25 protein-coding genes and 1 riboswitch are annotated in these 26,245 nt (G+C 73.7%); of the genes, 9 read left to right on the forward strand and 16 right to left on the reverse strand.

All coding sequences use genetic code 11. The features are described 5' to 3' along the window. Positions 1–41: 41 nt before the first annotated feature. Positions 42–1,265, forward strand: coding sequence for a cytochrome P450 (locus tag FB563_RS36655; RefSeq protein WP_055706787.1), 1,224 nt, complete (start codon positions 42–44; stop codon positions 1,263–1,265). Positions 1,266–1,304: 39 nt separating this feature from the next. Here the strand turns inward: FB563_RS36655 and FB563_RS36660 are convergent, their stop codons facing one another. Genes FB563_RS36660 through FB563_RS36670 form a run of 3 tightly spaced genes read right to left on the reverse strand, consistent with a single transcriptional unit; the run spans position 1,305 to position 3,885 of the window. After that, entirely contained in the window at positions 1,305–1,829 is a 525-nt protein-coding gene (locus FB563_RS36660) for a hypothetical protein (protein ID WP_055706786.1), read from the reverse strand. After that, positions 1,826–2,464, reverse strand: a complete 639-nt coding sequence (locus FB563_RS36665; protein ID WP_199832845.1) for an RNA polymerase sigma factor — start codon at positions 2,462–2,464, stop codon at positions 1,826–1,828. The genes FB563_RS36660 and FB563_RS36665 overlap by 4 nt, the downstream gene beginning before the upstream one ends. Continuing rightward, entirely contained in the window at positions 2,461–3,885 is a 1,425-nt protein-coding gene (locus FB563_RS36670) for a S8/S53 family peptidase (RefSeq protein ID WP_055706784.1), read from the reverse strand. The genes FB563_RS36665 and FB563_RS36670 overlap by 4 nt, the downstream gene beginning before the upstream one ends. A 76-nt stretch (positions 3,886–3,961) precedes the next feature. On the opposite strand from FB563_RS36670, the gene FB563_RS36675 reads away from it, so the two are divergent. Continuing rightward, entirely contained in the window at positions 3,962–6,574 is a 2,613-nt protein-coding gene (locus FB563_RS36675) for a CHAT domain-containing protein (protein ID WP_199832844.1), read from the forward strand. A gap of 4 nt (positions 6,575–6,578) precedes the next feature. Here the strand turns inward: FB563_RS36675 and FB563_RS36680 are convergent, their stop codons facing one another. The 11 genes from FB563_RS36680 to FB563_RS45025 form a co-directional block, all read right to left on the reverse strand. Further along, a complete protein-coding gene (locus tag FB563_RS36680; protein ID WP_055706783.1) occupies positions 6,579–8,285 on the reverse strand; it encodes a LuxR family transcriptional regulator AbsR2 in 1,707 nt (568 codons plus the stop codon). 57 nt (positions 8,286–8,342) lie between these two features. Beyond that, positions 8,343–8,576, reverse strand: a complete 234-nt coding sequence (locus tag FB563_RS36685) for a hypothetical protein (RefSeq protein WP_055706782.1) — start codon at positions 8,574–8,576, stop codon at positions 8,343–8,345. A 60-nt stretch (positions 8,577–8,636) separates the two neighbouring features. Next, on the reverse strand, positions 8,637–10,019 hold the full coding sequence (locus FB563_RS36690) for an NtaA/DmoA family FMN-dependent monooxygenase (RefSeq protein ID WP_055706781.1): 1,383 nt from the start codon (positions 10,017–10,019) through the stop codon (positions 8,637–8,639). 25 nt (positions 10,020–10,044) lie between these two features. Beyond that, on the reverse strand, positions 10,045–11,253 hold the full coding sequence (locus FB563_RS36695; RefSeq protein ID WP_055706780.1) for an LLM class flavin-dependent oxidoreductase: 1,209 nt from the start codon (positions 11,251–11,253) through the stop codon (positions 10,045–10,047). 110 nt (positions 11,254–11,363) lie between these two features. Continuing rightward, positions 11,364–11,531, reverse strand: a complete 168-nt coding sequence (locus FB563_RS45660; RefSeq protein WP_324615848.1) for a putative leader peptide — start codon at positions 11,529–11,531, stop codon at positions 11,364–11,366. A gap of 355 nt (positions 11,532–11,886) precedes the next feature. After that, a complete protein-coding gene (locus FB563_RS36705; protein WP_055706779.1) occupies positions 11,887–12,906 on the reverse strand; it encodes a transporter substrate-binding domain-containing protein in 1,020 nt (339 codons plus the stop codon). Between the two features lie 41 nt (positions 12,907–12,947). Continuing rightward, entirely contained in the window at positions 12,948–13,739 is a 792-nt protein-coding gene (locus FB563_RS36710) for an amino acid ABC transporter ATP-binding protein (protein ID WP_055706778.1), read from the reverse strand. Further along, positions 13,736–14,716 carry an amino acid ABC transporter permease gene (locus FB563_RS36715; RefSeq protein WP_055706777.1) on the reverse strand — a complete coding sequence of 327 codons (981 nt, stop codon included), beginning with the start codon at positions 14,714–14,716 and terminating at the stop codon, positions 13,736–13,738. The genes FB563_RS36710 and FB563_RS36715 overlap by 4 nt, the downstream gene beginning before the upstream one ends. A gap of 187 nt (positions 14,717–14,903) precedes the next feature. After that, entirely contained in the window at positions 14,904–15,053 is a 150-nt protein-coding gene (locus tag FB563_RS43340) for a hypothetical protein (RefSeq protein ID WP_159045524.1), read from the reverse strand. 33 nt (positions 15,054–15,086) lie between these two features. Continuing rightward, positions 15,087–15,198: riboswitch (SAM riboswitch) on the reverse strand. A gap of 78 nt (positions 15,199–15,276) precedes the next feature. Then, positions 15,277–16,167, reverse strand: coding sequence for a glutathione S-transferase C-terminal domain-containing protein (locus tag FB563_RS36720; RefSeq protein WP_055706776.1), 891 nt, complete (start codon positions 16,165–16,167; stop codon positions 15,277–15,279). Positions 16,168–16,225: 58 nt separating this feature from the next. Then, a complete protein-coding gene (locus tag FB563_RS45025) occupies positions 16,226–16,348 on the reverse strand; it encodes a putative leader peptide (RefSeq protein ID WP_267888651.1) in 123 nt (40 codons plus the stop codon). Positions 16,349–16,520: 172 nt separating this feature from the next. On the opposite strand from FB563_RS45025, the gene FB563_RS36725 reads away from it, so the two are divergent. From FB563_RS36725 to FB563_RS36755, 7 genes are all read left to right on the forward strand, one after another. Next, positions 16,521–17,690 carry an NAD(P)/FAD-dependent oxidoreductase gene (locus FB563_RS36725; protein ID WP_055706775.1) on the forward strand — a complete coding sequence of 390 codons (1,170 nt, stop codon included), beginning with the start codon at positions 16,521–16,523 and terminating at the stop codon, positions 17,688–17,690. Beyond that, positions 17,687–17,989, forward strand: a complete 303-nt coding sequence (locus FB563_RS36730; protein WP_055706774.1) for a (2Fe-2S)-binding protein — start codon at positions 17,687–17,689, stop codon at positions 17,987–17,989. The genes FB563_RS36725 and FB563_RS36730 overlap by 4 nt, the downstream gene beginning before the upstream one ends. After that, the gene (locus FB563_RS36735) at positions 17,982–19,373 is read left to right on the forward strand and encodes an NAD(P)/FAD-dependent oxidoreductase (protein ID WP_055706773.1); all 1,392 of its coding nucleotides are present in this window, start codon (positions 17,982–17,984) and stop codon (positions 19,371–19,373) included. Before FB563_RS36730 ends, FB563_RS36735 begins: the two co-directional genes overlap by 8 nt. Before the next feature lie 75 nt (positions 19,374–19,448). Next, on the forward strand, positions 19,449–20,345 hold the full coding sequence (locus FB563_RS36740; RefSeq protein ID WP_055706772.1) for a dihydrodipicolinate synthase family protein: 897 nt from the start codon (positions 19,449–19,451) through the stop codon (positions 20,343–20,345). A 16-nt stretch (positions 20,346–20,361) separates the two neighbouring features. Next, positions 20,362–21,363 carry a proline racemase family protein gene (locus FB563_RS36745; protein WP_055706771.1) on the forward strand — a complete coding sequence of 334 codons (1,002 nt, stop codon included), beginning with the start codon at positions 20,362–20,364 and terminating at the stop codon, positions 21,361–21,363. A gap of 42 nt (positions 21,364–21,405) precedes the next feature. After that, complete coding sequence (locus tag FB563_RS36750) at positions 21,406–22,101, forward strand: GntR family transcriptional regulator (protein WP_234357787.1); 696 nt, start codon at positions 21,406–21,408, stop codon at positions 22,099–22,101. Positions 22,102–22,327: 226 nt separating this feature from the next. Further along, the gene (locus tag FB563_RS36755) at positions 22,328–23,749 is read left to right on the forward strand and encodes an amino acid permease (RefSeq protein ID WP_055706769.1); all 1,422 of its coding nucleotides are present in this window, start codon (positions 22,328–22,330) and stop codon (positions 23,747–23,749) included. A 17-nt stretch (positions 23,750–23,766) separates the two neighbouring features. On the opposite strand, the gene FB563_RS36760 is transcribed toward FB563_RS36755, so the two are convergent. Together FB563_RS36760 and FB563_RS36765 are read right to left on the reverse strand one after the other, a co-directional pair. After that, the gene (locus tag FB563_RS36760; RefSeq protein WP_055706768.1) at positions 23,767–24,456 is read right to left on the reverse strand and encodes a response regulator; all 690 of its coding nucleotides are present in this window, start codon (positions 24,454–24,456) and stop codon (positions 23,767–23,769) included. Continuing rightward, positions 24,456–26,120, reverse strand: a complete 1,665-nt coding sequence (locus tag FB563_RS36765) for an ATP-binding protein (RefSeq protein ID WP_234357786.1) — start codon at positions 26,118–26,120, stop codon at positions 24,456–24,458. The genes FB563_RS36760 and FB563_RS36765 overlap by 1 nt, the downstream gene beginning before the upstream one ends. Positions 26,121–26,245 lie beyond the last annotated feature (125 nt).

Here is a 26,245-nt window from a genome sequence, read left to right on the forward strand (position 1 = left end):
CCCGCAGGACAGCTGGAGGCACCCGTACCAGGCTGGACGGCATGACCGAGGAGACCACGCTCACCGGCCAGGCCCCACCACCCGTACGGGACTGGCCCACACCCGACCTGGACGGAACCGACTTCGACCCGGTCCTCGCCGGCCTGATGCGTGAGGGTCCGCTGACCCGGATCCGGCTGCCGTTCGGCGAGGGCTGGGCGTGGCTGGCGACCCGCCACGAGGACGTGAAGCTGATCACCAACGACCCGCGGTTCAGCCGCGCCGAGGTGACCCGCCGTCAGGTCACCCGCATGGCCCCGAACTTCGCGCCCCGCCCGGGCTCGCTCGCCTGGGCCGACCAGCCCGACCACAACCGGCTGCGCAAGCCGGTCGCCGGCGCCTTCACGGTGAGCGCCATGAAGCGGCTGCGGCCCCGTGCGCAGGAGATCCTGGACGAGCTGGTGGACGGTGTCGTACGGGACGGGCCGCCGGCCGATCTGATCGAGCGGGTGCTGGAGCCGTTCCCGCTCAGCGTCGTCAGCGAGGTGATGGGCGTGCCCGCCGCCGACCGGGAGCAGGTGCACGCCTGGACCCGGGAGATCATCTCCACCAACGGGGCCGAGGCGGCCGGCCGGGCCAAGGAGGGCCTGTACGGGTGGATCAGGACGATCATCCGAGCCCGGGCCAACAACCCGGGCGAGGACGTCTACTCGATGCTCGGCGGGGCCGTGGCGCGCGAGGAGATCAGCGAGGAGGAGGCCGTCGGGCTGGCCGGGCCGCTGCAGATCGGCGGCGAGGCCGTCACGCACAACTGCGGGCAGATGCTGTACCTGGTGCTGACCAGGCCGGAGCTGATGGAGCGGATGCGGGCGCGTCCCGAGGACCGCGGCCCCGTGCTGGACGAGCTGCTGAGGTGGATCCCGCACCGCAGCTCGGTCGGGCTCGCCCGGATCGCGCTGGAGGACGTGGAGATCGCCGGGCACCGGATCGCGGCGGGCGAGCCGGTCTACGTCTCCTATCTCGCAGCCAACCGCGACCCGGCCGTCTTCCCCGACCCGGACCGCATCGACCCCGACCGCGATCCGAACCCGCACGTGGCGTTCGGCAACGGCCCGCACTTCTGCACCGGCACGCTGCTCGCCCGGCTGCAGACCGAGCTGCTGGTGGACACCCTGCTGGACCGGCTGCCCGGCCTGCGGCTCGCGGTGCCGGCCGAGGAGGTGCGCTGGCGGCACCGGACGATGATCCGCGGGCCGCGGACGCTCCCCGTGACCTGGACCGCATGACGTCCTGAGCGGGGTGTCGGCATGAGGTCCTGACCGGGTTCAGGCCCGCAGCCACTCCGTGACGATCACCTCCGCGCCGGTCCGCAGCCTGAGGGCGAACGGGCCGGCCGGCGGCGTGTCGCTGGTGAAGCGGCCGAGGGTGTCGACCGTGACCGGGCGGGCGGTCCGCGGGCCGCCGAGCACCTCGATGCGCGCGGACTGCGGCGGCAGCACCTGGCCGATCAGCCCGTCCTCGGTGACCTCGACGTCGACGGTGACCTCGCCCGCGCTGAACGTGAGCATCCGCGGGGCGTCCGGCACGCCCCGGACCGGCAGCGCGTCCACGAGCGAGTCGAAGGTCAGCTCGGCGATCCTCGCGTCCAGGTCGTGCAACGCATAGGCATCCAGGGCGAGTTGGCGCAGGGCCTCCGGGACCGGGTCGAGAACGCCGGCCGCCCGGCGCAGCTCCTCCTCCAGCAGGCAGTCGGCCAACTCCTGGTCCGCCGCGTCCGGTTCCGGGAGGCCGTCTCCGTTGCGCCCCGGGAACTCCCGTCCCGGCTCCGGGAACTGATGGTCGTCCTTCACGCCGCACCCCGTGCGTCCATCCGGGCCCGCAGCCGGCGCAGACAGCGCTGGCGCAGCGGTCCGATGCTGCCGACCGCGATACCGAGCGCGGCCGAGATCTCACCGTAGCTGGGCGGCGGGGAGGCCACCAGCACGCGCAGCAGCTGCCGGCAGCGCTCCCCCATTCCGTCCAGCTCCTGCCACAGGCGGCGCACCCGCTCGGTCCGGTCCGCCTCGTCCTCGGAGTCGATCAGCGACTCCTCCGGGGTCCGGTCGTCGCTGGCCCGGTCCAGCACCCGTGGGTCGTCCGTCAGGGTCAGCCGGGTCAGGCTCTTGATCACCTTCAGGCACTCGTGGCGGGCCGTACTGGCCAGCCAGGAACCCGCCTTGTCGGGTTCGCGGATCCGGCCCAGGTGCTGGGCGAAGCGGAACCACACGGTCTGGTAGACCTCGTGCCCGTCGGCCTCGGAGAGCCGGTGTGCGCGCACGACCGACCACACCAGCGGACTCATCCCTTCCACCAGCGCCTTCCAGGCCGCGGCGTCCCCGTCGACGGCGGACCGGACGAGCGCGCCGACCTCTGTTCGGTCCACGGCTCCACCCCTCGTGTACGGCACGTCATCGTACGCCGTGGAGCGGAGCGTTCCGGACCTCATGCGGGCACGGCCGGGGCCACGACCGGTACCGGGCGCCAGGTGGCCGGCCGGAGCGCCGGGACGTGCGCCCCGCGCACCACCGCGGTGTCGGTGGTGGCCGCGAGCAGCCGGGCGAGGGCGGTGCGCGGGTCGCGCTCCCCCTGCGCCGTCATCCGGGCGGCGACGAGGCCCGCCGCGACCGGGGTGGCGAAGGAGGTGCCGCTCCACTGCGCCAGGCCGTCGAACATCACCTGGTCCGGCTTGGCGCCGGTGCTCTGCCGGCCCTCGCTCAGCACACCGGTGTGGCGCGGGAATTGGCAGGTGCAGGGGTAGTCGAAGCCGAACCGGCAGGCGTCGTAGGTGGAGTGCTGGTAGACGTACGGCACGGGGGTGCCGAAGCCGGTGAGGGCGCTGGTGAGGCGCTCGCCGGGGGCGTGGATCCGCACCCAGGGCCCGTGGTTGCTGAAGCAGGCCGCGCCGTCGCCGTCCGCGCGCAGCGCGCCGACCGACAGGACGCTGTCCGCGTACTCGGGCAGGGCGGCGTAGGCGGCGGGCCAGAACGGCGTGTCACTGGCGTTGTTGCCGGCCGCCGCCACCAACAGGGTGCGCTGCTGGCGCAGTTCGCTCATGAAGGCGTCCAGACCGATCAGCCCGTCGCCGTCCCCGGTCGTGGTCCCGGCGGAGAGGCTGATGATGTCGGGCCAGCCGCTTTCGCCGACCGCCTCGAAGAGCCGGGAGCCGAACTCGGACTCCAGGACCGCCCCGGCGTCGTTCAGGGTGCCGCGGACGGTCACGTCGGTGTTGGGCGCGACGGCCGCGAGGATCCCGGCGATGAAGGTGCCGTGGCCGACGTACTGGCACAGCACGCCGTCGGCGTCGGTCTCGGCCGTCTGGACGTCGCCGGTGGTGTGGGCGAGCAGCGGGTAGGAGCGGTGGTCGTGCACCAGGCCGGTGTCGATCACGAGGACGCCGACGGCACTGTCCGCGTCGTAACCGCCCTCCGCGGCCGAGGGGTTGGCCCGCTGGGTGCGGGCGACCGGCACCGGCTCGTCGCCGGGGCAGGCGTTGACCGCGATGTGCACCACGTGGTTACGGCCCACCAGCCGGCGCCCCTGGCGGTCCTCGGCCTCCCGCAGGGCGCGCAGCGCGTGCGGGACGGTGTCCTCGCCGGACGCCGGGTCGCCGACCCGGATGCGGGTGACGCCGGTGCGGCTGGTCTCCGGGCCGTCCCGCCGGACGTGGCCGGGCACCAGGCCCTCGGTCGCGGTGAAGTGGGCGCGTACGGCGCGCTCGACGACCTGCGCCTCCTCGCCGTCCCGGGCCAGGACGACACCCTTCTCGTAGAGGAAGTGGGCGTCGTCGTCCGGCCCCATGGCCAGGGACACGTCGGGCATGGAGCGCTGGATGTGCTCGAACTGCTCGTGGAACCGCTGTGGTGCCATGACCTGTCCTCCCCCTGGAGACGGTGTTCGACAGTGAGAGCCGGGGGGCCACCGTCTGATACAGGTGGCCACTACCATGCGAGACGTGACGGCGGGAAGCGAGTCGGTCCTCGAACTGCTGCCCCTGGTGTTCGCCGACCCGGGCGGGGCCCGGGCGCGCGCCGAAGAGGTGCTGGGGGCCTCCCCGCCGCCGCTGCACGCCAGCGTCGCCCACCAGGTACTCGGCATCTGGCAGCGGGACTTCGGCGATCTGCGGATCGCGCTCAGGCATCTGCGCCGGGCCCGGGACCTGGCCGCGCGCGCCGAGTCGGCCGACCGCGAGGCGGATGTGCTCGCCACGCTGGGGGTCGCACTGGTGCACGCGGGGCGCACTCGGCAGGGGCTCACCTCCTTCGAGCGCGGGGTCGCCCGGGGCAGCGGCCACACCCGGGCCCGGGTGCTGTACCGGCGGGCGTACGTGTGGTGGGTGCTGGGCCGTCACCGGGAGGCCCTGGAGGACGTACGGCGGGCGCTGCCCGTGTTGCGGCAGGTGGGCGACGACATCTGGACCGCGCGGGCGCTGACCCTGCGGGCCACCGTGCATCTGGCGCTCGGCGCGGTGGACCGGGCGGTCGCGGACTTCACGGCGGCCGAGCGGCTGTGGGACACCACCGGCCAGGAGCACGACAAGGCCGACGCGGTGGAGAGCCGGGGCCTGGCCGCCTTCCGGTCCGGGGACATCCCGGCGGCCCTGCGGCTGCTGGACGAGGCCGAGGAACGGTACGCGAAACTCGGCACGCCCACCTACATGCTGTCCATCCGGCGCTGCGAGGTGCTGATGGCGGCCGGACTCGCCCCGGAGGCGCTGGCCGAGGCCGACACGGCGATCGCGCTGCTGGACCGGATCGGCGGGCAGTCCACCCGCAAGGCCGAGCTGCTGCTGGCCGCCGCGCGGGCCGCCCGCTCGGCCGGCGACGCGCACACCGCCGTGGCCCGCGCCGACGCCGCCGTACGGCTGTTCGCGGCGCAGCGCCGGATGTGGTGGGAGACCCACGCCCGGCTGGTGCTGATCGAGGCGCGGGTGGCGGCCGGACGCCGCTCGGGGCGGCTGGTCGCGGACGCGGCGGCGGTCGCCGGGAAGCTGGCCTCCTTCGGCTCCCCCGCCGCGCCGGAGGCGTCGCTGCTCGCGGGCCGGATCGCGCTCGCGCTGGGCCGGCGGGCCGACGCGGAACGGCATCTGGCGGTGGCCGCGCGCAGCCGGTACGGCGGCCCGCCCCCGGCCCGGGTGACGGGCTGGGCGGCGCAGGCGCTGCGGGCACGCTCGGCCGGGTCCCGGCGAGGCGTGCTGGAGGCCTGCCGGCGCGGCCTGGACGTGCTGGACGACCACCGGACGACGCTCGGCGCCTCCGAGCTGCGGGCGCACGTCACCGCGCAGGGCGCCGAACTGGCCGCACTCGCCCAGGAGGTGAGCCTCGAGCACGGCTCACCACGCCGGCTGCTGGAGTGGAGCGAGCGCTGGCGCGCGACGGTACTGTCCGCGCCGCCCACCCGGCCCCCCGCCGACCCGGCACTGCTGAGCGGCCTGACCGCCTACCGGGAGATCGCGGCCCGCGCCGAGGAGGCCCGGATGGAGGGCCGTCCGGTGCCCGCGCTGGAGCGCGAACAGCGGCGCCTGGAACGGGAGATCCGCTCCCGCACCCGCCACATCCGCGGCTCCGCGCCGCACGGGGGCGACCGCTTCGACACCGCCCGGCTGCTGGACCGGCTCGGCGAGGCACGCCTGGCCGAACTCGCCGTGGTCGACGGCCGGGTGCATGTGCTGCTGTGCGGGCAGGGCCGGGTACGGCGGTTCACGGGCGGCCCGCTGGCCGAAGCGGTGGCCGAGGCCGAGCACGTCCAGGCCGGGCTGCGGCGCCTCGCCCACCCCGGCGCCGAGGCCCGGCTGCCGCTGGTCGAGGCCGCGGGCCTGCGCCTGCAGGAGCTGCTACTGGGCGGCGCGGCGGCACACCTGGGGTCCGGTCCGGTGGTGATCGTGCCACCGGGGGCGCTGCACCGGGTGCCGTGGGCGCTGCTGCCCGCGCTGCGGGACCGGGTGCTCAGCGTGTCCCCGTCGGCGGGCAGCTGGCTGCGCGCCCGCGAGACCGAGCCGCCGCCCGGTGGCCGGCAGGTGCTGGTGCGCGGACCGGGTCTCGCCACCGGCGGCGCGGAGGTGCCGGAACTGGCCGGCCGGTACGGCACGGCGACGGTCCTGGAGGGCGACGACGCCGCGGTCCCGCGGGTCCTGGACCACCTCGACGGGGCGGCCCTCGCGCACCTCGCGGCGCACGGCACGTTCCGCGCCGACAGCCCGCTGTTCTCGGCGCTCCGCATGGCCGACGGCCCGCTGATCGTGCACGACTTCGAACGGCTCGCCCGCAGCCCGTACCGGATCATCCTCTCCAGCTGCGACACCGCCCGCCTGGCCTCCGTCGGTGCCGACGAACTCCTCGGCCTGGTCACGGCGTTGCTCCCGCTGGGCACGGCCGGGGTGGTGGCGAGCAGCGCACCGGTCAACGACGCGGCGGTGGTCCCCCTGATGCTCACCCTCCACAAGGGCCTGGACGCCGGCCTGTCGCTGGCGGAGGCCCTCCGGGACGCCCGCACCGCCCTGCCGGGCGACGCGGTGCACCAGGCGACGGGGTGGGCCTTCGCCGCGTTCGGGGCGGCGTAGGGTCCTATGCGGACTCGCACAGCCACGGCAACGCTCCGCGATCCCCCGTGCCGAGCCTGCTGTAGGCGCTGTACAGGTGATTCCCCACCGTCCGCACGGACAGGGTCAGCCGCTCGGCGATCTCCCGATTGCTGAGCCCCTCCGCCGCGAGGCTCACGATCTGCCGCTGCCGGGCGGTCAGTTCGCCCAGCACCAGACCGGCCAGGGCGGGGGTACGCGCACCCTGGCAGCGCCGCGTGAGCGCCACCGCCCGGGTGCGGGACACCCGCGCGGCCCGCGGATCGCCGTGCGCCCGCACGGCCTGCGCGTACGCCTCGGCCGCGAACAGCAGGAAGCCGCGCTGTTCCAGGGCCGCGGCGGCCCGGTCGAGTCCGGCACCGTCCTGTCCCGCCAGCGCCTCGGAATGCATCGCGAACACACTCCCCGCCGGGAGCCGTCCGGCGGCCCGCTCGGGGTCACCGAGGCGTACGGCGTCGTACCGGGCGTACACGTCATCGTCCCCGCTCTGCAGCAACTCGCCCTCGGCTGCGCGGAGTTCCGCATGGCATCCCTGGTCTCCCGGCGCCCCCCGCAGCCCTTCCCGCGCCCAGGCGGCGGCGTCGCGGACCTCCCCCCGCAGCCGCGCGAACCGGGCCCGGACGGCGGCGTAGCCGGCCGGGAGCACCGCGCCCCGGGCCACCAGCCACTCCCCCACCGGAGTCGCCACCTCCCGGACATCCAGCCGCTCGATCCGCCGTACCAGCAGGCGCTCTTCGGCCTCCAGAGCGGATGCGTGCGAGGGGGGCGCGCCCGCCAGCCGGCGTGCCCGCAGCCGTCCGGCCGTGGCCCGCAGGGCCGGCCCGTGCAGCGGATGCGCCAGAGCGACCGCACCCTGATCGTCGACGCGGATCAGCCCGTCCGTCTCCAGACGCTCCAGGACATCCAGATCGAGGCCGTCCAGGGAGTGCGACAGCGGCTCGGCGAACGCGAGGCGCTCGAGGACGTCCCGTTCACCGGGGTCGGAGCGATCGAGCACGGGCCCGAGCCGCTCACGTACGGCCGCGGTGACCGGCAGCGCCCCCCGCCAGGCCCGCTCGTCCGTGCCGGGCACGGGAACCAGGCTCCCGGCGCTGCCCAGCGCGGCGACCAGGTCGCGCAGCAGCCGCAGATCGCCCCGGCACATCCGGTGCAGGCGGCGGACGGTGAGCGGTTCCAGCCCGGCGGTGGCGAGCAGACGGGCGACGTCCTCGCGGGGCAGCGGTTCGAGGGCCAGCCGGGGCAGCAGTTCCCCGCTCCACAGCCGGGACACCGCGCCGGGCGTGGGCGCGCCGTCCACCGCGGCCACGACGAGCCGGGTGCGGCCGTGCACGGCCAGCTGGTGGACGAGGGCGGCGGAGGCCTCGTCCAGCAGATGGGCGTCGTCCACGACGAGGAGCCGTACGCCGGACAGGATGCGCACCGCGCGGTGCGGCGGGACGGTGTCGGGCAGCAGGTGGGCGAACGCCGCGAAGGGCAGGTGCCGGGCCTCGGGCGTGCCGGTGACCAGGGCGTGTTCCGTGCCCCGGAGCGCCTCGGTGATCAGCCGGGTCTTGCCGTGGCCGGCCGGTGCGGTCACCACGATCCCGTGCCGGCCACCGGCCGACGCCCCGCGCACCAGCTCCAGTTCGTCGTCCCGGCCGGTGAACGGCCAGGGCAGCTCCAGCGTCCTCGCGTCCTGCTCGTAAGTCCTCACATCATGCAGAGCGGGCGTACTCAGGTTTGATACAGGGCGACTTGAGTAGCCCCCGACTCAGGCGCCCGGCTCCGGCCGGCTGGCACCCTGGACCGGTCGGCGCCGCTCCGCCTCGGGCCCGGCGAGCACTCGCCAGGGGCCGCCGCTGTCCCGTCCGTCCGCCTCTGCGACACCGACCACGTGCCCGGCGCCGGGGGAGCGGTCGCGGTCGTCACCCACGGGGGAGGTGACGACCGCGACCACACAGTGCGCTTCAGTGATGCGGCCCTCGGCGGTACGGATGCTGCGCACCCACGGGCCGTACCCGGCGGCGAGCTCCCGTGCGCGCCGAGAGGGTGATCGCGAGGAACTTCACGACGCGGCCCGCTCGGGTGCTGCGGTGGTGCCGGCGTCGGGGTGGGCGAGGCCGAGGTGGTCGCGCAGGGTGGTGCCCTCGTAGTCGGCGCGGAAGACGCCCTGCTCCTGGAGCAGGGGGACGACCTTGTCGGCGAAGGGGTCGAGGCCGCCGGGGGTGATGTGCGGGACCAGGATGAAGCCGTCGGAGGCGTCCGCCTGCACGAAGTCGTTGATGGTCTGCGCGACGGTGGCCGGGGAGCCGACGAAGGTCTGCCGGTTGCCGGTGTTGATGACCAGGTCGCGGATGGACCACTTGTTGGCCTCCGCGAGCTGCCGCCACTCGCGGGCGATTGCGACCGGGTCCCGGTACATCCGCACCTGGGCGCGGCCCCGGGAGATGTGCTCCTCGCTCACCACCGGGTCGACGTCGGGCAGCGGGCCCTCCGGGTCGTACGCCGACAGGTCCCGGTTCCAGACGAACTCCAGGTGCTTGATGGCGGTGGCGCCGCTGACCTGCTGCCGGCGCACCTCGCGGGCGAGCTCGGCGGCCTCCTGGTCGGTGTCGCCGAGGACGAAGGTGGCGGCGGGCAGGATGAGCAGGTCCTCGGGGCGGCGGCCGTACTTGGCGAGGCGGGACTTGACGTCCGTGTAGAAGGCCTGGCCCTCCTTCAGCGTGGAGTAGCGGCTGAAGATCGCGTCCGCGTCGGCGGCGGCGAACTCGCGGCCCTCGTCGGAGTCGCCGGCCTGGAAGATCACCGGGCGGCCCTGCGGGGAGCGCGGGACGTTGAACCGGCCGTGGATGTCGAAGTGCTGCCCCTGGTGCACGAAGGCGCCGGCCTTGGCGTCCCGCAGGAAGGTGCCGGTCGCCCGGTCGGCGAGGATCTCGTCGCCGCGCCAGGAGTCGAAGAGCTCGTGCGCGGTGGTGAGGAACTCCTTGGCGCGGGAGTAGCGCTCCTCCTGCGGCAGGAAGCCGCCGCGGCGGAAGTTCTCGCCGGTGAAGGCGTCCCAGGAGGTGACCACGTTCCACGCGGAGCGGCCGCCGGAGAGGTGGTCGAGGCTGGCGAACTGGCGGGCCACCTCGTACGGCTCGTTGAAGGTGGAGTTGATGGTGCCGGTCAGGCCGAGCCGGTCGGTGACGGCGGCGAGCGCGGCCAGCACGGTGAAGGTGTCGGGGCGGCCGACGACGTCCAGGTCGTAGATCCTGCCGCCCTGTTCGCGCAGCCTGAGTCCCTCGGCGAGGAAGAGGAAGTCGAACTTGGCGCGTTCGGCGGTCTTCGCGAAGTGCGCGAAGGAGCTGAACTCGATGTGGCTGCCGGCGGCCGGGTCGCTCCACACGGTGGTGTTGTTGACGCCGGGGAAGTGGGCGGCCAGGTGGATCTGCTTCAGCGGCTTGCTCATGGGTGCGGTCGTCCTCTCCGGCTGCTCAGGCGATGGCTGCGGCATAGCGGTTGGCGGGGCGGGCGAGGCCGAGCAGGCCGCGCAGGGTGTCGGACTCGTAGGCGTCCCGGAAGCGGCCCCGGCGTTGCAGTTCGGGCACCAGGTCACGGCTGATGCGGGGCAGGTCGTGCCCGGCGACGGCCGGCCTCAGCCGGAACCCGGTCAGCCCGCCGGTCGCGAACTCCTCCAGCAGATCGGCGAGTTCGGCGGCCGTACCAGTGAAGATCCGCGCGTCGCTGGTGTACGGCTCGCCCGCGAGCGCGTCCAGCCGCTCGCGCCGGGCCCCGGCCTCGGCCCGGCTGTCGTCGAGGAGGACGACGAGGTCGCCGAAGACGTGCAGGGTGTCCCCGGCGCGGCCCGCCGCCCGCTGCTCGGCGCGGATCTCGGCGACGATGGCGCGGGCCTGCTCCGCGTCGTGCGGGGTGACATAGCCGACGTCGGCCTGGTGGGCGACGAGCCGGTAGGGCACGCTCTGGTGGGCGAGGGCGGTGACCGGCGGCTGCCCCTGGGGCGGTCGGGGCGTGATCGAGGGACCCTTGACGCTGAAGTGGCGGCCCTCGAAGTCGATGTAGTGCAGCTTGTCCCGGTCGATGAAGCGGCCCGTCGCCGCGTCCCGGATCTCGGCGTCGTCCTCCCAGCTGTCCCAGAGCCGGCGCACCACTTCCACGTGGTCGGCGGCCTCGTCGAACAGTTCGGTGACGATGTCCTGGGCGGCCGGGCTGTCGTAGGCCTCGATCCGGCCGATGGTACGGCGGCCGAAGTGGGCCGCCTCGTTCGGCCGGGCGCTGATCTGCACCCGCAGGCCCGCGCGGCCGGTGCTGACGTAGTCGAGGGTGGCGATCGCCTTGGAGATGTGGAACGGCTCGGTGTGCGTGGCCACCACGGTCGGGACCAGGCCTATGTGCCGGGTGAGCGGGGCGACGCGGGAGGCGATGAGCACCGCGTCGAGCCGGCCGCGCACCTGGTCGGTGCGCTCGTCGGGGTCGAGGAAGTGCGAGGACTGCAGGCCGAGGCCGTCCTCGATGGTGACGAAGTCGATCAGGCCCCGTTCGGCCTCGGCGACCAGGTCGGCCCAGTAGCCGGCGGTGAACAGGTCCCGGGGGCGGGCGACCGGCTCGCGCCAGGACGCGGGGTGCCAGCCGGTGCCGTCCAGGGCGACGGCAAGGTGCAGAGGAGAGGCGGGAGTTGAGGACACGGCGGTGCCTTCCTTGATGGCCGTAACGAGAACACCGGCTCGCGAGGGCAGGCGTCGGCGAGGGGCGAGCGCGGCAGGAAGCGGGCCCGGCCTTGCGGCCGGGAGAGAGGTCAGCGGCGACAGAGTGCGGCGGACACGCGCTGGAGGTCTATGTGCGGCCGGGTGGTCAGCCGGACGGAGCGGTACGGGCGCGGGGCGTGCGGCGGGAGGACACGTGTCACGGCCGTCACCTCCGTCCGTCGGGCGGGGCGGGCCGGGTGAGCGACCGCCTCGCGCATCTCGTCATGACCCACAACGCGCGGCCGGCCGCGGTTGTTCCCGCTCGGCGGACCCTCATGCCGGTTTCCGCGCCGGGGACTTCCCCGCCTGCCTCCGCGCTGCGGACCGGCCCGCGCGCCTCCGCACCGAGGACCGCGCCGCGGACCTGTTCACGGGTTCCCGCGCCACGGACCCGCACGATGCGCGAGCGGCGGCGCAGGGCGCAGCGCGGTGTCGACCAGCTGCACACCCTCCCCGCTGCCTTCGGCCCGTCGGCCGTCGGGCACCCGGTCGGGTCCCCCCTCCGCGGAGGGGGGACCGCTGAGGCACGGAGGCGAAAGTCCTCTCCAGTCGGCTTGGACGCTGCTGGGCGGGTCAGGAGTTGCTCAGCGGCAGCCCCGGCGGGTTGACCTCGGACTTGGCGACGGCCTCGTTGGAGAGGTTGTAGGCCTTGAGCCACTCGGCGTACTGACCATTCTTGATCAGGTAGTTGATGGCGTCGGCGATGGGCTTGGCGAGGCCGCTGTCCTTCTTGGTGGTGGCCGCGATCAGACCCTGGAGACGTGCACCGGCGCCGGAGAACGTGCCCGCGCTGCGGGTCGGGTTCGGCGACTTGGCGGTCTGCGTGACGTGGTAGGCGACCCCGGGGTTCGCCGCGAAGTAGGCGTCGATCCTGCCGCCGGTCAGCGCCAGGTAGGTGGCGTTCTTGCTGGCGTAGTGCTTGACGGTGAGGTTCTTGCCCTCCCTCTTCAGCTTCGTCTGCCACTCCAGGAGGATCTTCTCCTGGTTGGTGCCGTTGTCGACGGCGACCGTCTTGCCGGCGAGGTTCTCGTAGTCGCCGTCGAAGTTCCAGGTGCTCTTCTTCAGCACCTCGAAGCCGACGTTGTCCTTGCGGTAGGAGGCGAAGTCGTACTTCTTCTTGCGTTCCTCGGTGTCGGTGATGTTGGCGAAGCCGACGTCGGCCTTGCCGCTGTCGATACCGACGAACATGTTCTCCCAGGTGGCGTTGGACAGCTGGGGCCTGAGTCCGAGGACGGCCGCGACCAGGCGGCCGAAGTCGGGCTCCGCGCCGGTGAGCGTCTTCTGGTCGCCGCCGATGTAGGCGAGCGGCGGGAAGCCGTCGGGCAGCGCGCCCACCACGATCTTCAGGGTGCCGCGCTTGCGGACGGCCGCGGGCAGTTCCGCCTTGAGGGACTCGACCTCGGCGACCTTCAGCGTGGTCTGCTGGGCCGCGCCGTTGGACACCCTGCCCACGGTCACCGTACCGGCGCTGTCGGTCGTGGTCGCCGCGTCGCTGTCGCCACCGCAGGCGGCGAGCCCGCCGGCGAGGGAGGCGACGGCGGTCGCCGCGGTGATGCCGCGTATCAGGCTGCGTCGGGAGAGGTGGCTGTGCATGGCTGTCCTTGTCGTTCGGTACTGATCGGGGGAAAGGGGAGTCAGAGGACCTTGGCGAGGAAGTCCCGGGTCCGCTCGTGCCGGGGCCGGTCCAGGACCTCCTCGGGCGGGCCCTGTTCGACGATCCGGCCGCCGTCGATGAAGACGATCCGGTCGGCGACCTCGCGGGCGAAGCCGATCTCGTGGGTGACGATGACCAGGGTGGTGCCGCTGGTGGCGAGGTCCTTGATGACGGAGAGCACCTCGCCGACCGTCTCGGGGTCGAGCGCGGAGGTCGGCTCGTCGAAGAGGATGATGCCGGGGCGCAGCGCGAGGGCGCGGGCGATGGCGACCCGCTGCTGCTGTCCGCCGGAGAGTTGGCGGGGATAGGCGCCGGTACGGTCGCCGAGGCCGACCCGGGTGAGCAGTTCCCGGGCCAGGTCCAGCGCTTCGGGCTTGGTCAGCTTCCCGGTGGCGACGGGCGCGGCGGCGACGTTGTCGAGGACGGTCAGGTGCGGGAAGAGGTTGAAGTTCTGGAAGACGAAGCCGATCCGGCTGCGCTGGGCCAGGATGGCCCGCTCGCTGAGCTCCTTCAGCCGGCCGCCGCTGCCGCGTTGGACGCCGATCGGCTCGCCGCCGACGCTGACGTGGCCGATCTCGGGTTTCTCCAGGTGGTTGATGACCCGCAGCAGGGTGGACTTGCCGGAGCCGGAGGGGCCGATGACGACGGTGACCTCGCCGGGGCGCACGGTCAGGTCGATGCCGTCGAGCACGCGGTGGGTGCCGTACCACTTGTGGACGCCGTGAATCTCCAGCGCGGCCGGGGTGGTCTCCAGGGTGTCGGTGGCGGTCATACGGCGGCCTCCCTGCGCAGCCGGGCCCGGAACCCGTCGAGGCCGGCGCGCGCCTTCTGCAGCGGGGTCGGCGGCAGGGTGCGGGTGGCGCCCCGGGCGAAGTACCGCTCGACGTAGAACTGGACGACGGACACGACGCTGGTGAGGATCAGGTACCAGACGGTGGCGACGAGCAGCAGGGGCACGATGTCGCCGGGGTAGGTGCTGCCCATGGTCTGCACGGAGCCGAAGAGGTCGAGCAGCGAGACGTAGAAGACCAGCGAGGTGCTCTTGATCAGGCCGATGAGCTGGTTGACGTAGTTCGGCGTGATCGACCTGAGGGCCTGCGGGAACACGATCCTGGTGAACTGGTAGCCCCTGGGCAGGCCGAGCGCGGCCGCCGCCTCGTGCTGGCCCTGGTCGACGGAGAGGAGGCCGCCGCGTACGACCTCCGCCGCGTACGCCGCCTCGTTGAGGCTGAGCCCGACCACGGCGACCGTCATGTCGGTGGCCAGCCTGGACTCGTCGAAGGTGACGAAGGCGGGGCCGAAGGGGATGCCGAGGCTCACCGTCTTGTACAGGGCCGAGAAGTTGTAGAGGAAGATGAGGACGACGATGAGCGGCACCGAGCGGAAGAGCCAGGTGTAGGTCCAGCTCACGGCGCGCAGCACCGGGCTGCCGGACTGCCGGCCGAGAGCGAGCAGGATGCCGCCGAGGAGGCCGAAGACCGCGCTGAGAGCGGCGACTTCGAGGGTGACGAGGAGCCCGTCGAGGACCGTGGGGCGCAGGAACCAGTAGCGGAAGCGGTCCCATTGGTAGAACGGGTTCGTGGCCAGTCCGTGCACGATCTGTGCGACGAGCACGAGGACGACGGCGGTGGCGATCCACCGGCCGGGCCGGCGCAGCGGCTGAACCCGCTGAGCGCTCAGCGGCTTTGACGGGGTGTCGGCGGGCGGCGCCTCGGCGAGGGAGACGGCGGCGCCTGGGGGTTCACTCATGGCGGGCTCCGGTGGAGTCGGACACCCCGGCTCACGACGCTCGGGCGTGGGCACCGCCACGGCACGACGGCACGGGGCGGCGCACGGCAGCGCGCGGGAACCGGGGGCTGGGCGGGCGATGGCACACCGGCGTGGCGGTGGGCGTCAGGAACGCGGGTGCTGGAGATGCGAGGGCTGGAAGGAGACGTCAGCCCTGACAGCGGGCAGAGCCCGGGGCGGTACACAGTGCGCTGTTGACGCGGAGCAGATCGACGGCGCGGTCGGCGACGAGGAGCCCGGCGTACGACCGTACGCAGCCCTGGGGCCGGCTCGCGGCCGTCCTGGGAGCTGCGTACATGGCGTCACCTGTCACTGTTCCGGCCCCGCGGGGCCCTCGCGCTTACCGAAAACGTCATTCCGGTCCGGTCGTCACCTGGGGCACCCCACCGCGATGCGAGGGTTGCCGGTCAGCCAGCCAGGGCTTGGTGCTGACGCTCATGACCGTTCTGAGCCGTAAGTAAGGCAGTCGTCCGTTCACATGTCAACGGCTGTCCGCGGAGTGGACGCCGCCCGACCGTTTCTCACCTGCGGGAAGCGTCCTCGGCGCCCGCGAGGTGGCCCGCCCAGTCCAGGATCTGGACGGCGGCCCCGGCGGCCTCCAGTCCCCGGCAACGACCGTGGTGGCGGCGGGAGATGCCGTCGAGGTCGAGGTGGCGGCCGAAGGCGGGATGGGCGGCCAGGCGGCGGGCGTAGGCCCACAGGGCGCGGTGGCCGGCGATGCGGTGGACGGCGGCGGCGTCCAGGTGGCAGCGGTGGACGGTGTCCAACTGCACCAGGGTGACCCACAGTTCGATGTCGGCGGCGGTGAGCCGGTCGTCGACCAGGTACGCCTCCGCGGCCAGCCGGCTCTCCAGCCGGCCCAGGGTGTCCAGGAGCACGTCCAGGGCGGCGGCCCGCTCGGCGGCGTCGGTGCCGGCCTGTCCGGCGCGCTGCGCGGCCTCCTCGATCCCCTCGGCGCACATCCGCTCGACGGCCTCGATCACGGACTCCTGACCGCACGGGTACAGGGCGAGGCGGTCCTCGCGCGGGAAGAAGCGGTCGAGGTCGCGCAGGATGTCGCGGGCCTGGGTGCTGACGATCCGTCCGGACCAGTCGTCGCTGAGCACGGGCGCGAGGGCCGGGCCGGTGTAGTGGTGGGCGCTCGCCTCGTACAGCGGGCGCAGCGCCGAGTGGCCGCCGCCGGGACAGTCCGGTACGGCGGGCAGGACCGTGACCGGACAACTGCCGTCCAGGCCGAGGAGGCTGTGTCCGACGGCGAGGCGGAGCCCGTCGGGGCAGGCGGTCGAGAGATGGAGCCGGTAGCGGTGCGGCACGGCGTAATGGCCGCTGCGCGCGTCCTGGCCGATGCGGCCCCGGAAGACGGGCGCGACGCGGTGGACGGACGGGACGGCGGCGAGCGGAGTGATGGACATGCGTCTCCCCGGGTGATGGACGTACGGATGTGCGTGCCGGCGGGCGCGGGGCTCCGGCTCAGCGCTGAGGGCTGATCGCGCTGCAGACGCGCAGCAGATCGATGTGCCGGCGGGAGGTGAGCAGGGGTGCGCACAGCGGCGTACGGCGCGCGGGGCCGGTGCCGGTGTCGAGGCGCGTCATCATTCCCTACCTGTTCACTAGGATTCCCACCCTGGAGTGTCGATCCGGCATCCGGCGACGTCAAGGGGGCGTCCACGCCTGGGACGGGAATGGGGCGCGAATGGGGCGGGAGTGTCGGGACGAAGCTGTCCGAGGTCTCCTCGGAATCGGCGACATGTGACATAGTACTGCTGTGGCAAAGCGACTGACCTGCGATGTCGTGGTCGTCGGAGCCGGCATGGTGGGTGCGGCCTGTGCGCTGTACGCCGCCCGGTCCGGCCTCGGCGTCCGGGTGGTGGACCGGGGCCCGGTGGCCGGCGGCACCACCGGCGCGGGCGAGGGCAACCTGCTCGTCTCCGACAAGGAACCGGGCCCCGAGCTCGACCTCGCCCTGCTGTCCGCCCGGTTGTGGGCGCAGCTGGGCGACGAGCTGGGGGCGGCGGTCGAGTACGAGCCCAAGGGCGGCCTGGTCGTCGCCTCCGCCCCCGAGTCCCTCGCCGCGCTGCACGCGTTCGCGGACGCCCAGCGGGCCGCGGGAGTCGTGGCCGACCCGGTGGCGGCAGCGCAACTCCCTTCCCTGGAACCGCATGTGGTCCCGGGCCTGACGGGCGGGGTGCACTATCCACAGGACGCCCAGGTCATGCCCGCCCTCGCCGCCGCCCACCTGCTCCGCGCCTCCGGCGCCCGCCTGCACACGGGCTGGACCGTGACCGGGGTGCTGCGCTCGGCCGGCGGCGCCGTGACCGGCGTCCGTACCGACCAGGGCGATCTGCACGCACCGGCGGTGGTGAACGCGGCCGGTACCTGGGGCGGTGCCCTCGCGGCGCTCGCCGGTGTCCGGCTGCCGGTGCTCCCCCGGCGCGGCTTCGTCCTCGTCACCGAGCCGTTGCCGCGGATGGTCCGGCACAAGGTGTACGCCGCGGACTACGTGGCCGACGTCGCGAGCGACTCGGCCTCCTTGCGCACCTCGCCGGTGGTGGAGGGGACGGCCGCCGGGCCGGTGCTGATCGGCGCGAGCCGGGAGCGGGTCGGCTTCGACCGCTCGCTGTCGCTTCCGGCCGTACGGGCGCTCGCGGCCGGAGCGATCGGGCTGTTCCCCTTCCTGGAGCGGGTGCGCGCGCTGCGCACGTACGCGGGCTTCCGGCCGTATCTGCCCGACCACCTCCCGGCGATCGGCCCCGACCCCCGCGCGCCGGGGCTGTTCCACGCCTGCGGGCACGAGGGCGCCGGCATCGGACTGGCCGCCGGTACCGGGCAGTTGATCGCGCAGACGCTCACCGGGAAGACACCGGAACTGGATCTCACGCCGTTCCGGCCGGAGCGGTTCGAGGGACACGACACCGACGGAGGCGACACACCGTGAATCCCCTGGAGCTGGCCCGGGCCCGCCCGGGCGAGGCCTTCACCGTCAGCTTCGACGGGCGGCCCCTCGCGGCCCTGCCCGGGCAGACGGTCGCGGCGGCGCTGTGGGCGGCGGGCGTGACCTCCTGGCGCAGCACCCGCGGGGCCGGCCGGCCGCGCGGGGTGTTCTGCGGGATCGGGGTGTGCTTCGACTGCCTGGTGACCCTCAACGGACAGGTGAACCAACGGGCTTGCCTGGTGCCGGTGCGGCCGGGCGACGTGATCCGCACCCAGGAGGGGACGGGCCGGGACGATGACTGAGCGCGCGCATCTCGCCGTCGTCGGGGCGGGCCCGGCGGGGCTCGCCGGGGCACTGGCGGCGGCCGCCCGGGGTGTACGGGTCACCCTCGTCGACGCGGCCGGGCAGGCGGGCGGCCAGTTCTACCGGCAGCCCGCCCGGGCGCTCGGCGCCCGCCGACCCGAGGCCCTGCACCACCAGTGGCGCGCCTGGCAGCGGCTGCGGGACGGCATCGGCCGGCACATCACGGCCGGGCGCGTCACCCACCTGCCGGATCATCATGTCTGGTGCGTGAAGCAGGGGTCGGGGGCCTTCCGGGTGCACGCCCTGCGCGGCCCCGCACAGGAGGAGGGCGTCACCGTCCGCGCCGACGCCGTGCTGCTCGCCACCGGCGGGTACGAGCGCGTACTGCCCTTCCCCGGCTGGACGCTGCCCGGCGTGGTCACGGCGGGCGGCGCGCAGGCCATGCTCAAGGGCGGCCTGGTGCTGCCCGGCCGTACGGTCGTGGTCGCCGGCACCGGACCCCTGCTGCTGCCGGTGGCCACGGGGCTCGCCGCGGCCGGGGCGCGCGTGGCCGCGCTGGTCGAGTCCGCCGACCCCGCGGCCGTACTGCGCCGCACACCGGCCCTCGCGGCGACGGAGCCCGGCAAGCTCGCCGAAGGCGCGTGGTACGCGGGGCGGTTGCTGCGGCACCGGGTACGGACGCTTTCCCGGTACACCGTGCTGGAGGCGCACGGCACCGACCGGCTGGAGGCGGTCACCGTCGCAGCGCTGGAGCGGGGCGGGCGGGTCAGGCCCGGCAGCGCGCGCCGCATCCCCTGTGACACCCTCGCCGTCGGACACGGCATGCTGCCGCACACCGACCTCGCCGAGACGCTCGGCTGCACCCTGGCCGGCACGGACGTACGGGTCGACGACGAGCAGCGCACCGACGTGCCCGGGGTCTGGGCGGCCGGGGAGACCACCGGGATCGGCGGGGCGGCCCTCGCGCTCGCCGAGGGGCACATCGCCGGCCGCTCGATCGCCGCCCGCCTGCGCGGCACCGCCCCCGACCCGCACGACTGGGCGGCGGCGGCCCGGGCCAGGACCCGGCAACGGGCGTTCTTCGCGGCCCTGGAGACGGTGTACGCGCCACCCCCGGGCTGGGCGGACCGGATCACGGACGACACGGTGGTGTGCCGGTGCGAGGAGGTCACCGCCGGCCAGGTACGGGCGGCCGCCGGCACGCTCGGCGCCGGGGATCTGCGCACCGCGAAGCTGCTCACCCGGGCCGGGATGGGCTGGTGCCAGGGCCGCGTGTGCGCGCCCGCGGTGGCCGGTCTGACCGGATGCCCGTTCACGCCCGGCCGTCGTCCCTTCGCCCGGCCGGTGCCGCTCGGCGTCCTGGCCGGGCTGCCGGAGGACTGAACCAGCCGAACCGAGACCTGGTCCCCAGGTCACCGCGACAGTAATATGTCACACCTCATTGGATAAGGGATCCGCATGACCCAGTCACCGAACCGCCCCTGGCGCGGCGTCCTCGTCGCCACCGCCCTCCCGCTGCGCGACGACCTCTCGATCGACTACGACCGCTACGCCGAGCACTGCGCCTGGCTGGTCGGACACGGCTGCGACGGCGTCGTACCGAACGGCTCGCTCGGCGAGTACCAGGTGCTCACCCCCGAGGAGCGGACCCGGGTGGTGGAGACGGCCGTGGCGGCGGTCGGCGGCGCGCGGGTGATGCCGGGCGTCGCCGCGTACGGCTCCGCCGAGGCGCGACGCTGGGCCGAGCGGGCGGGCGAGGCCGGCTGTGCGTCGGTGATGCTGCTGCCGCCCAACGCCTACCGCGCCGACGAGCGTTCCGTCCTCGCCCACTACGCCGAGGTCGCCCGCGCGGGCCTGCCGGTGGTGGCGTACAACAACCCGATCGACACCAAGGTCGACCTGGTGCCCGAACTCCTCGCCCGGCTGTACGGCGAGGGCCACATCCACGGCGTCAAGGAGTTCTCCGGTGACGTCCGCCGCGCCTACCGCATCGCCGAACTCGCCCCGGAACTGGATCTGTTGATCGGCGCCGACGACGTCCTGCTGGAGCTGGCCGTGGCGGGCGCCAAGGGCTGGGTGGCCGGCTACCCGAACGCGCTCCCCCGGGCCTCGGTGGAGCTGTACCGCGCCGCGGTGGCCGGGGACCTCACCACCGCGCTCCCCCTGTACCGGCAGCTCCATCCGCTGCTGCGCTGGGACTCCCGGGTCGAGTTCGTGCAGGCCATCAAACTGTCCATGGACGTCGTCGGCCGGTACGGCGGGCCGGTGCGCCCGCCGCGCGTCCCGCTGCTCCCCGAGCAGGAGGCGGCGGTCCGGGCGGCCACCGAGAAGGCCGTAGCCACAGGGCTCGTCTGAGAAGGGGGCGAAAAGCGTGCGCAGCAAGCTCGTCCTGCACGCCGTCGACTCGCACACCGAGGGCATGCCGACCCGGGTCGTCACCGGCGGGATCGGCACCGTACCGGGTGTGACCATGAACGAGCGGCGGCTGTACTTCCGTGAACACCGCGACCACATCAAGCGGTTGCTGATGAACGAACCTCGGGGCCACTCCGCGATGAGCGGCGCGATCCTGCAACCGCCGGCCCGCCCCGACTGCGACTGGGGCGTGATCTACATCGAGGTCTCCGGCTATCTGCCGATGTGCGGGCACGGCACCATCGGGGTGGCGACCGTGCTGGTCGAGACCGGCATGGTGGAGGTGGTGGAGCCGGTGACCACCATCCGGCTCGACACCCCGGCGGGGCCGGTGGTGGCCGAGGTGGCGGTGGAGAACGGCGCCGCGCGGAACGTGACCCTGAGGAACGTGCCGTCGTTCGCCGTCGCCCTGGACCGCAGGATCACCCTGCCCGACGGGCGCACGGTCACCTACGACCTCGCCTACGGCGGCAACTTCTACGCGATCCTCCCGCTCGACGCGTTCGGGCTGCCCTTCGACCGCGCCCGCAAGGACGACATCCTCGCGGCCGGTCTGACGCTCATGGACGCGATCAACTCGGAGGCGGAGCCGGTGCATCCGGAGGATCCCTCCATCCGCGGCTGCCACCACGTCCACCTGTACGCGCCCGGCGCCACGGCACGCCACTCGCGCCATGCGATGGTCATCCACCCCGGCTGGTTCGACCGCTCCCCGTGCGGCACGGGCACCAGCGCACGCATGGCGCAGTTGCACGCGCGCGGCGAACTGCCGTTGCACACCGAGTTCGTGAACGAGTCCTTCATCGGCACCCGGTTCACCGGGCGGCTGCTCGGCACGACGGAGGTGGCGGGCCGCCCGGCGGTGCTGCCCAGCTTCACCGGCCGGGCGTGGATCACCGGCACCGCGCAGTACCTCCTGGACCCCACCGACCCCTTCCCGGAGGGCTTCGTCCTCTAGGCCATCCGGGCCATCCTCTAGACTCATCCGGTGATGCGTGACATGGCACAAGACGAGCGAGGCACGCAGATGCCCGCGCTTCCCCGACTGGGCGGCCGGCGCAGCAGCTACCGCGAGCGCGTCGCCGACGCGCTGCGCGCCGCGCTGATCGCCGGCGAGCTGCGGCCGGGCGCGGTCTACTCCGCGCCCTCGCTCGCGGCCCGCTTCGGCGTCTCCGCGACGCCGGTGCGGGAGGCGATGCTGGACCTGGCCAAGGAGGGCCTGGTCGACACCGTGCCGAACAAGGGCTTCCGGGTCACCGTCGTCTCCGACAGGCAGCTGGACGAGTACACGCACATCCGCGCCCTCGTCGAGATTCCGACCGTCGTCGAACTGGCCCGCACCGCCGACCGTGTCTCGCTGGAGGCGCTGCGCCCGGCGGCCCGCGAGATCGTCACGGCCGCGGTGGCGGGCGACCTGATCGCCTATGTCGAGGCCGACACCCGCTTCCACCTCGGCCTGCTCGCCCTCGCGGGCAACGCCCACCTGGTCGAGGTGGTCGCCGACCTGCGCAAACGCTCCCGCCTCTACGGCCTGACGGCCCTGGTGGAGGCCGGCCGGCTGCTCGCCTCGGCCGAGGAGCACCTGGAACTCCTCGACGCCCTGTTGGAACGGGACGAGAAGGCCGTCCACGCGATCATGACCCGGCATCTGGGTCATGTGCGCAGTCTGTGGGCGGAGGGAACGGACCGGGGCTAGCCGGCGCGGGACCGAGGCAGGGCCGACGCGGGACCGAGGCGAGGCCGAGGCGAGGCCGAGGCGCGGAAAATCTGGCGGAGGAGACGCCGCGTCAGCGCACTTTTTTCACGAACGACCCGCCCGGACGGCACAAGAAACGGCGATTTTGCGGCGGGCCGGGGCATCCCGGACCATGGCGGGGTCCCGGCGATCCTGGGACATCTGTTCGATGAGAGGCGCACCACTCATGCACGTCACCGGAACCGCCCCGCAGCCGGCTCCGGCCACCTCCGCGGAGCTCACCGCTGCCGTCGGAGACCTTCCCGACACCGGCAGGCACGCCCGCCGGTTCGGCCTGCCCGTCGCGACCGCGCTGGTCATGGGCAACATCATCGGCGGCGGCATCTTTCTGCTCCCCGCCTCCATCGCCCCGTACGGCTGGGTCAGCCTGGTCGCCTTCGGGGTGCTGACCGTGGGTGCCATCGCGCTCGCGCTGGTCTTCGGCCGGCTCGCCGCACGCGACCCGCGCACCGGCGGCCCCTACGTCTACGCCCGCGAGGCCTTCGGCGACTTCGCCGGGTTCCTCGCCGCCTGGGCGTACTGGATCACCACCTGGGTGTCGAACGCGGCGCTCGCCGTCGCCGCCGTCGGCTACCTGGACGTGCTGATCCCGGTGGGCGGCCACAAGTGGACCGCGTGTCTGGCCGCCCTGGTCCTGCAGTGGCTGCCCGCCCTCGCCAACTTCGCCGGCACCCGGTACGTGGGCGCGGTCCAGCTGGTCTCGACCGTGCTGAAGTTCGTGCCGCTGCTGCTCGTCGCGGTCGGCGGCCTGTTCTTCTTCGACCCGTCCCGGCTCGGGCCGTTCAACGCGAGCGGGCACAGCGCGATCGGAGCCGTCTCCGCCTCCGCCGCCCTGCTGCTCTTCTCCTACCTCGGGGTGGAGTCCGCCGCCGTGAGCGCCGGCGAGGTCAGGAACGCCCGCCGCAACGTGGGGCGCGCCACCGTGATCGGCACCGCGGGCGCCGCGCTGGTCTACCTCCTGGGCACGCTGTCCGTCTTCGGCACGGTCGCTCACCACCGCCTGGTGGCCTCCACGGCCCCCTTCTCCGACGCCGTGAACACGATGTTCGGGGGCAGCTGGGGTGGTACGGCGGTGGCGCTGGCGGCGCTGGTGTCGATGACGGGCTGCCTCAACGGCTGGACGCTGCTGAGCGCGCAGACGCCGTACGCCGCGGCGAAGGACGGCCTGTTCCCGGCCGCTTTCGCACGCCGCCGCCGGGGCGTGCCGACGGTCGGTGTCGGCGTCACGGTCGTGCTGTCCTCCCTGCTCACGGCGTACAACTACCTGTCGGGCTCGGCGAAGGTCTTCGACGTCCTGGTCCTCGTCACCACGTTCACCGCGACCGTGCCGTACCTGCTGGCGACCGGCGCGCAGCTCTTCCACCTGGTCTCCGGCCGGTCCGTGGACCGCTCGCGCCTGGTGCGGGACTCGGTGATCACCGCGGTCGCGGCCGCCTTCTCCATCTGGCTGATGGCGGGCGCCGGCTACGCGGCGGTGTACCAGGGTGTGCTGTTCCTGTTCGCCGGGATCCTGGTCTACGCGGTGATGGCGGCGCGTCGGCAGCGGAAGCCGGCGGAGACGATCGGGGGCGTGGCCCCCAGCCGGTGAACGGCCGGTCCGCCGCTTCAGGTGACGATGCGATAGCGGTGCTCCGGACGCCCGGTCGCGCCGTATCGCAGTTCCAGGCGGACCATGCCCTCCTTGACCAGGTAGGACAGATAGCGCTGGGCCGTGGCGCGGGAGACGCCGGTGAGTTCGGCCGCCTCGGCCGCCGACACCGGGCCGCGCGCGGTGCGCAGCGCCTGGTGGACCAGGGTCAGGGTGGGCGCCGAGTGGCCCTTGGCCGGCACCCGTGGCACGGCGGGCGGCCGGGCGGCGCTGAACAGGGCGTCCACATCGGCCTGATCGGTCTCGGCGGCCGGGCCGAGCACCTCCACGCGCTGCTGGAGCTCCCGGTAGGCGGTGAGCCGTTCGCACAGGTCGGGGGAGCCGAACGGCTTGACCAGGTAGCCCACGGCGCCGAGCTTCATGGCGGTGCGCACCGACTCGATGTCCCGGTCCGCGGTGATCATCAGGGCGTCGGGGCGGTCGCCTCCCTCGTCCCCGGTGAGCCGGCGCAGCACGTCGAGCCCGCTGCCGTCGGGCAGGAAGATGTCGAGCAGCAGCAGGTCGGGGCGCAGTGCCCGGACCGCCTCCAGCGCCTCGGCGACGCTCGCCGCCTCGCCGACCACGTCGAAGCCCGCGACGCGGCTCACGTACTCGCTGTGGATGTGGCTCACCCGGAAGTCGTCGTCCACGACCAGGGTCCGGATCATCAGCGCTCGCCTCCCACCGGCAACGCCTTGGTGAACAGTGCTCCCTCAGGCGCGAGGGCCTTGTCCGGCAGGGGCAGTACGACCGTGAAGACGGCGCCGGGGCCTTCGCTGACCGTGATGGTGCCGCCGTGCCGTTGCACCAGGCGGTGCACCAGGGCCAGGCCGAGGCCACGCCGGGCGGTGCCCCGTTCCGGCCGGGTCGAGAAGCCGTCCTCGAAGATCGACTCGGCCGCCTCCGGCGGGATCCCCGGACCGGTGTCCGCGACCCGGATGCGCACCTCGCGAGGGCCCTCGGTCAGGGTGAGCCGTACCTCGCGGCCGTCCGCCGGGCGCGGACCCTCGCCGGCCGCGTCGACCGCGTTGTCCAGCAGGTTGCCCACGATGGTCAGCAGCCGGTGCAGGTGCGGCGGGTCCTGGCCGAGGGACGAGTCGTCGGTCAGCACGATCCGTACCCCGCGTTCGCCGGCGACCGTGGTCTTGGCCACGAGCAGACCGACCATGAGCGAGTTCCCGATCCGCCTGCGCACCGATTCGGTGAGCGCCTGCCCGGTGCCGGCCGCGCCGACGGCGAACTCGTAGGCGTCGTCGTACTCCCCGATGTCGAGCAGGCCGGCCAGGGTGTGCATGCGGTTGGTGAACTCGTGCTGCTGGGCCCGCAGCGCGTCTGTCAGGCCCCGCACGGAGTCCAGTTCGCGCAGCAGCCCGACCATTTCGGTGCGGTCCCGTACGGTGACCACGGCGCCGAGTTCCCGGCCGTGCAGGGTGACCGGCATACGGTTGACGACGAGGCAGTGCTCGTCGGTCAGGACGCTGACGTCGGTGCCGGTCAGGGTGCCGTCCAGGGCGCGGCGCAGCCGGCCGTCGGGCAGCACCTCCTCGACGGTCCGGCCGAGCGCGGTACCGAGGCCGAGCAGCCGGCGGGCCTCGTCGTTCACCACGGTGATCCGGCCGTCGGGGTCGAAGGCGACCACGCCCTCGCGGATGCCGTGCAGCATCGCCTCGCGGTCCTGCAGCAGTCCGGCGATCTCCTCCAGCTCCAGCCCGAACGTGGTCCGCTTCAGCCGCCTGGCCAGCAGATACGCGGCCGTGGCACCGAGCGTGGTGGCGATCGCGGCGTACAGGCCGAAGGTGGGCAGCTCGCGCCACAGCTCGCTGAGCACATGCCGTTCGGGGATGCCCACCGACACCTCGCCGACCAGCCTGTGCGTCGGCCCGTACAGCGGGGCCTTGCCGTTGGCGGACCGTCCGGTCGCGCCCTGGTCGGTGCCGACGTGCGTCCGCCCGTCCAGCACCACGAGCGGCTCGGCCACCGGCGAGCCCACCAGGTGCGGCATGGGGTGCGAGTGGCGGACCCCGTGCAGGTCGATCACCACCACGTACGACGCGCCCGACGCGATCCGGATCCGCTCGGCGGCGGTCTGCACCACGTCACCGCCGTCGCCGTACTCCATGGCGCGCCGGATCTGCGGGTCCGCGGCCGCGGTCTGCGCGATGCCCACAGCCCGCTCCTCGTAGGTGCGGTCGAGCGCGGAGCGCTGCGCGAAGGCGAACAGGACGAATCCGATGGCGCCGGTCAGCGCCAGGATGACGAGCTGGCTGGCGAGGATCCGCGCGGAGAGTCTCCCCCTCCCGCCGCGCCCGATCCGCATACGGATGGGTGTCACAGGTGCCTCTTCGCCTCTGTCCCGCGTGGTGCCGGGCCGGCCCGGCGCCGGACCCGTGGTGGCGTGATTGTGCCTGATGGCCGAAATCCTGCCCACCCCCGTTTCACTGAGCAGAACGAGCAGAA

The sequence above is a fragment of the Streptomyces puniciscabiei genome, from assembly GCF_006715785.1.
Classification (GTDB): Bacteria; Actinomycetota; Actinomycetes; order Streptomycetales; family Streptomycetaceae; genus Streptomyces; species Streptomyces puniciscabiei.